Source organism: Clostridium pacaense (assembly GCF_020709765.2).
GTDB lineage: Bacteria > Bacillota > Clostridia > Lachnospirales > Lachnospiraceae > Enterocloster > Enterocloster hominis.
This window is the reverse complement of sequence record NZ_JAJFEB020000040.1, coordinates 1-7,304: the sequence shown is the minus strand read 5'-3', so window position 1 is coordinate 7,304 and position 7,304 is coordinate 1. Positions and strand designations below refer to the sequence as shown.

The following is a 7,304-nucleotide window of genomic DNA, read 5'->3' as shown; positions in this document are numbered from 1 at the left end:
CAGAGTAACTGATAAGTGGGCTAAGTCCGGTAATAACTGGTATTACTTAGACAGCGATGGCGAGATGGCTATCGATACCCTGATTGAGGATGGCGACAACTACTACTATGTAGATATCAATGGTGTTATGGCTTCTAATCAGTGGGTAGCAATTGAGAATGAGGATGCTGGCGATGACAATGAGCCAGAGCATTACTGGTACTATTTCCAGGCTAATGGTAAAGCATTAACCAATGGAAACAATAGTAATATCGCCCTGAAGACAATAAACGGCAAAAAGTATGCATTTGATGAAGATGGAAAAATGCTTTACGGCTGGGTATCCAAAGACAATGCTGAGCGTGTAGATGATTCAGATGGTGATGGATTTAAGGAAGGTGATTATTACTTCGGTAGCGAAGACGATGGTGCTATGACTGTTGGCTGGTTACAGATGGATATCACATATGATGAAGCAACCGAAGACTACGAATTCGCTCCAGTATTTAATGATGATGAGGATCAGAGCCGTTGGTTCTACTTCCAGTCTAATGGTAAGAAAGTTAAAGCTGATGGTACCAGAGAGGCTAAAGAGAAAACTATCAACGGTAAGAAATATGCGTTTGACCAGTATGGTGCCATGACTGCTGAATGGTCTCTGGATAGAGAAGATGCTGATAAACTGGCTACCGCCGATCAGGCTCATAGTGATAATTCTAGAGCAACCGGAAACAGTGTATCTGCTAAGTATGCTCAGCAGTGGAGATACTTCAACAGCGTTGAAGACGGCTCTAGAGTAAGCAAAGGCTGGTTTAAGGTAGTAGCAGCTGAATGGCTGAATAATGATAAGTTTGATGATGATGAGGATTCCTGGTACTATGCAGATGGAAGTGGTAATCTGTATGCTGGTGAGTTCAAGACCATCAAAGGTAAGAAGTATGCATTCCGTGATGACGGTCGTATGGTTGATGGATTGAAGTTCATCAAAGATGGTAAGGGGACCCTGAGTGTAAGGGCAGACGATGATGATACCCTTCCATTTGACACTGAGGATGACTTCAATGATAGTGCTCTGAAATATGAGGCAGATGGCTATAGTTGCTACTACTTCGGTGATGGTGATGATGGCTCTATGAAGACTAACAAGACTAGCATTGATATTGATGGTGACAGATATAACTTCTATTTTGAGAAGTCTGGTTCCAAGAAGGGTGCTGGTTTAACCGGTGAGAAGGATGACAAGTATTATCAGTCTGGTAAACTGCTTGCAGCTGGCAAGGACGAGAAGTATCAGGTAGTTCAGAAAGTTGAAGTAAAGGATGAGAATGATAATACAAAGGTAGTAGAAAAAGGCTATAAGAAGTTGGCTGATGTTGACGAAGTCAAGGATGCTATGAAGGACAAAATTGAAGATTTAACAGCTAAGACACCTGCTGAAAAGGAAGCTGCCCTGAAGAAAGTAGATGTAAACAAGAAGGGCGAGGACATCAAGGATTTGTATATTATCAACGATTCCAAGGGTCTGTCTGCTAATGAATTCTTCTTGGTAAATACATCTGGTAAAGTAATCGACAGCAAGACAAAGAGCAAAGATGGAAACGACTTTGTATTCGTAACCAAAAAGGGCGGAGAAATTCTTGCTATCTACAGTGAGGACTAATTATTAGTTAATACAGTAGAGATTAAAATTTAAGGGGGAAGCGTTGTGACTGATTAAATATCAAGTTAAGTCACAACGCTTCTTTTTGTGGAATAATAAAATATTAGGAGGCTTAATTTATGACGGGCAAAAAGCTTAAGTCATTGGTTCTGGCAGCATTTCTTTCTTTAACCGCAGCAATCACGACAATTGCAGAGACCCCCTCCACTACGATGGAAAGCAGCGGAGCATATCTGTTTGAGTGGCGTCCTGTAGATTTTGGTGATGGTCAATCCTTTGCCATCCTTGTAGGTGGAAATATGCTTAGTGAGAGCAATGTCATTCTGAACAGAGGATATGATTATGGATATACATTTAATCCTTCATTATACTCCAGACCATGGGGACAGGTTCCCGATCTTGTTAATATTGACGGAATTTGGGGAATACCGGAAAACTGGTCAATACTTCCAGAAGGTAGTCAGCCAACTACCTGCATTACACTACTAACAAATAATAAGAATTTATCCACTAATGAACGTCATGTACATGTAGTTCATCTTCCAGGGAATGTAAAGGCTGCAGATTTACCGCCAGAAGTGAGGAAATACCTTATAAATGTAGATGGTTCCGATGCTGGTGCATATGATGGGACCACTACCTCCGGATGGGTAAAAGAGGATAATCAGTGGAAGTATAGAAAACATGACGGGACTTTCGTGGCTGGAGGATGGCTCAGGGTCGATGAAAAATCTTATTATATGAATTCTGATGGGATTATGTTGTCAGACACCCTTACTCCTGATGGAGTCTATGTAAATGCAAAAGGCGAAAAGACGAATTATATTCCGGGCTGGGTTCAGGATGAAAAAGGCTGGCGGTATATTCAGAAAAATGGTTATTATGCTGGTGCTACCTGGATTCAGGGAGCTGATGGAAATTGGTATTATATAAACATTGGAACATATATGGAAACGAATGATACAACGCCGGATGGATATTACGTAGATGCTAGTGGTGTGTGGGATGGTCAACCAAGTATTATTTCTAGCAATGTAAATCTTGGACCAGGAATGAAATCCTCGGCTGGTTGGGAAGCTGTTGATAATGGTTGGAAATACATGCAGGAAGATGGCACTTACGTGACCAATGGATGGAAACAGGACAATGAAAAATGGTATTATTTTGATGAAAATTCTCTGATGGTAACGAGTCAGGAAAACCCCGATGGCTATTATGTTAATTCCGAAGGCGTCTGGGAACAGTAGCTTTGTATGTGAATGAAAGTTTTAGACTGTTACGAAATTTGTGAAATTAAAATTGGTGTAAGATATAATTGGGAGTATCCCAAAGATTGTGTAAACCTCTAAACTGATGTAAGATAAAAGTACTCAGTTTGGAGGTTTATTTTATGGCAAGGAAAAAAGATTCACCACAGAAAGCGGCACTTAGGGAAATGATGAACACGTACCTGAAAGATAACAATGTAAAGGTCAAGGATGGTACGGATGTGAATTCTATCATGCGGGATATGATGTCTGTTATCTTGGAAGTGCCCTCGATGAAGAGATGAATGAGGAACTGGGTTACTCCAGGTATGACTATCGGAACAAAGAAACGGACAACAGCCGGAATGGCCATTCCCAGAAAACGATGCATACCAGCTATGGCGATATGGAACTGGATATCCCGCGTGATCGCAAAGGGGAGTCCGAGCCGCAGGTAATCAAAAAATACCAGAACACGGTCACCCAGGACATGGAGGAAAAAATCATCTCCATGTACGCAAAAGGCATGACTACCGCCGATATCGAAAGTCATATGCGGGAGCTGTACGATATTGAGATTTCTGACAGTACCATCAGCCGGATTACGGGCAAAATCCTGCCTATTGTAAAGGAATGGCAGGAAAGACCTTTGGAGGACATTTACGCAGTTGTTTTTATGGATGCCATCCACTACCATGTGAGGCAGGAATGCCGTATTATAAAACGCGCTGTCTATATCGCCATCGGGATTGACATGAATGGCAGGAAAGATGTGCTTGGCATGTATGTAGGTCAGAACGAGAGTGCAAAGTTCTGGCTGTCCATTCTCAACGGGCTGAAAAACAGGGGTGTAGAGGACATCCTCATTGCTTGTGTCGATGGCCTCAGCGGATTCCCACAGGCCATTGAAGCGGTATTTCCGGAAACGGAAGTTCAGCAGTGTATCATTCATCAAATCCGGAATACCACGCGTTTTGTGTCTTACAAGGAAATCAAGCCTCTGATGGCAGATTCAAAACGCGTTTATGCTGCTGCGACAGAAGGAATAGCCCTTACTGAACTGGAAAGCTTTGAAGAGAAATGGAGTGCAGAATATCCCAAGATTGTAAATTCCTGGAAAGATAACTGGGCAAATCTGGCAACTTATTTTAAATATCCGGAGGCTGTCCATCGCTTGATTTATACAACCAATGCCATCGAGGTCTTTAACCGGCAGTTGTGGAAAGTCACGAAATCAAAGACAATCTTTCCATCCGATGACAGCCTGCTCAAAATGCTGTATCTGGCCATGATGGACATCACAAAAAAATGGACTGGGCACCGCCAGGACTGGGGTCAGATTCATTCACAGCTGGAGATTTTCTTTGAGGAACGTCTGGCTGGATACTAAATGGAAGCAGGGGAATGAGGCTGCATAGTCAGCTTGTCTTGACATGCCCGGAATCTGTATTATAATACAAGCAAAGGGCAAAGCCTGAAAAATGGCTTGCCCTTCAGTAACTAATGACATATCTTACAATCAGTTTTCCTTGTTTACACAAAACTTGAAACTCTCTCGTGGTGTACTGAAAAGCACACTTCCAACATTCTTTTTGTTATATAGGTTCTTTGTCAATAATCATAAACAGGTTTATAAAATATACCGTCATAACTTTTTTGTTAAAGAATTTTATGCCAGATTATCTAGTGGACTGATGTTCCTTGCCTTTTAATGTCGTTTACAATAACTAAAAATTTGTGCTAACCGACTAAAGATAAATCAGCTTTTATTTGTCAAAAGCTGGTCCTAAGCTTTTGCTATTATCAATTAGGGAAGGTTGCCCATCCCAACATCCGCTTCCATCTACATAAAAACCATCTGGCGTAGTTGTATCTGTAAGCATATAGGTCCCTATATTAAAGTAATACCATTTTCCATCCGTATCTTGTATCCAGGTATTTGCAGCATAACCGCCGCTCTTTAAAACATATTGCCAACCTTTCTCATTCTGCTTCCACCCTGGAATGTAATTGGTTTTTTCTCCTTTTATATTAACGTATATTCCATCAGGAGTAACTGTGTCTGTAAGCATAATACCCTCCTGGTTCATATAATAGGAATGTTCATCTACTTTTAGCCAGCTATTACTGACGAATGTCCCATCGGGCTTGCGGTAACGATATGTTCCATCCTCATTTTTTGTCCAACCGTTACTTACCGAGGTATTATTAGCTCCTGCATCAGAACCATCTACGTTAATTAGGTATTTCCGCACAGCATCGGGAATTTCTGCTTTTGATATATTGCTTGGCAATTTTACTACATCAATATAACGTTCCTTAAAAGAAAAATTTCGGTTGTTAGTTGTAAGTACAATCTGAAGCGTTGGATAACTGCCTTCTGGCATAGAGGACCAGTTTTCAGGAATACCCCACTTACCATCCACGTAAGCTAAATCTGGTACAGTTCCCCATGGCTTGGGCCGGGTATAGTCAAATGTATATGCGTAATCATAACCTCGATTGAGGACGACGTCACTTTCTTTAATAGTGTCTCCTCCCGATATAATAGCAAAATACCGACCATTACCGCAATCAACCGGACGCCATGTAAATAAATATGCCCCACAGTTTTCCATTGTAATTCCTTGGGCCGTATCTGCCCATGAGGTAATCACTCCTGAGGCAGATATACACAGAGCTGCCACGATTGCAAATATTTTATTTCTAAACAAGTGTGACACTTCCTTTCATTCGTTTTGATGAATTACAAAAAGAAAGGCATTGCAACTAATTATAATATTAATCAGTTACAACGCCTTTCCCCTAAGTTATATGAAACGATACATAATAATTAGTTCTCTACGTAAATGGACTTAATCATCTTATTATCAATTACGTAATAATAATCATTACCATCTTTGTTCTTACCATTGCTGGTCATCTTCTTACCGCTTGTGTTAACTAATACATAATCAGACATATCAACACCTGCCACTGGCATATACAGTTCTGATATATCAGCACCCTTCTTATTGACGCCATATTTAGTCTTCATATCGCTAGCATTAAGATCTTTATAATCCGCTGCCTGGACTTTTTCAACAATATTATTATCAACTAAATCCTGTACATCAGAATATTTCTTATAAACAGTGTAAGAAATATCATTATCATCCTTATCTTTATTAATCACTTGAACTGCCTGATATTTCTCATCCTTACCAGCAGCTACAAGCTTACCGCCAAGATAGAATTTCTTATCCTTTTCTCCTGTCTTACCAGCTCCTTTAAGTGCACCGGCTGTTTCAAAGTAGAAGTTAAGACTATCTCCATCAATTGTTACCTTGGTGTTGCCAGTCTTCATAGCGCCATCATCACCATCACCGAAGTAATAGTATCTGTAGCCATCCGCTAATGCGTCAGCAGTATTTTCATTAAAGTCATCTTCAGTTTCGAAGTTATACTTACCATCATCGCCCTCTACGAGGAAACCACCCTTAACATTGATGAGCTGCAGACCATCAATCATGCGGCCATCCTGTCTGAAAGCGTATTTCTTACCGTTGATAGTCTTGAATTCGCCAGCATAAAGATGACCATTACCGTCTGCATAGTACCATGCGTCTTCATCATCATTATACTTAGTCTCATTCAGCATTTCAGCAGCAACCACCTTGAACCAGCCCTTGCTGAGTCTTGCACCATCATCAACGCTGTTATAGTATCTCCATGCAGTAGACCATGCAGCCTCACCAGGAGTAGATGCAGTTGCATTTTTCTTAGCCTGATCCATGTTCCACTCTGCTACCATGGCACCATTGTTATCAAAGGAGTACTTTTTACCATTGATGGTCTTATTTTTCTGTAAATCAGGATTATCAGACTTAACTTTCTTACCATTTGACTGGAAGTAGAACCAACGTGTCTGATCCTCATCATCATTAAATACAGGTGCAACCAACTTATAGTCTTCTCCGGTAGCTTCATCGTATGTGATATCTGTCTGGAGCCAACCAACAGTCATTGCGCCATCATTTTCATCACCGAAGTAATAGTCACCTTCTTTAAAAGCTGTGCCATCGGTATTGTCGATGCGCTCTGCGTTTTCTTTATTAACCCAGCCATACAGCATCTTACCATCAGAATCAAAAGCGTACTTCTTTCCGTTAATGGTTTTAAGGCTTACAGTAGAATTATTGCCGTTGGTTAATGCTTTACCATTAGCCTGGAAATAATACCAGTAGTTCTCTGGCTCATTATCTTCACCAGCATCTTCATTCTCAATTGCTACCCACTGATTAGATGCCATTACACCATTGATATCTACGTAATAGTAGTTATCACCATCATCAATCAGGGTATCGATAGCCATCTCGCCATCGCTGTCCAGGTAATACCAGTTGTTACCGGACTTTGCCCATTTATCAGTTACCCTC

General features: G+C 40.9%; 4 protein-coding genes and 1 pseudogene. 3 read left to right on the top strand and 2 right to left on the bottom strand.

Annotated features, from left to right (window positions below):
• The 3 genes and pseudogenes from LK536_RS58195 to LK536_RS58185 all read left to right on the top strand — a co-directional run.
• Window positions 1-1,639: argininosuccinate lyase (locus LK536_RS58195; protein WP_227797302.1), on the top strand; the 1,639-nt coding region annotated here is incomplete at its 5' end.
• Between the two features lie 119 nt (window positions 1,640-1,758).
• The gene (locus tag LK536_RS58190; protein ID WP_227797301.1) at window positions 1,759-2,886 is read left to right on the top strand and encodes a PspC-like choline-binding domain-containing protein; all 1,128 of its coding nucleotides are present in this window, start codon (window positions 1,759-1,761) and stop codon (window positions 2,884-2,886) included.
• 143 nt (window positions 2,887-3,029) lie between these two features.
• Window positions 3,030-4,276 (top strand): annotated as a pseudogene (locus LK536_RS58185) (IS256 family transposase).
• A 376-nt stretch (window positions 4,277-4,652) separates the two neighbouring features.
• Here the strand turns inward: LK536_RS58185 and LK536_RS58180 are convergent.
• Both LK536_RS58180 and LK536_RS58175 read right to left on the bottom strand, forming a co-directional pair.
• Window positions 4,653-5,600, bottom strand: a complete 948-nt coding sequence (locus tag LK536_RS58180) for a choline-binding protein (RefSeq protein WP_120056658.1) — start codon at window positions 5,598-5,600, stop codon at window positions 4,653-4,655.
• Between the two features lie 119 nt (window positions 5,601-5,719).
• A partial coding sequence (locus LK536_RS58175; RefSeq protein WP_227797300.1) for an argininosuccinate lyase occupies window positions 5,720-7,304 on the bottom strand: 1,585 nt, incomplete at its 5' end.

Excerpts from the sequence above, each read along its gene's own strand:
- LK536_RS58190 (WP_227797301.1), top strand. The coding sequence starts at position 1,759 with ATGACGGGCAAAAAGCTTAAGTCATTGGTTCTGGCAGCATTTCTTTCT.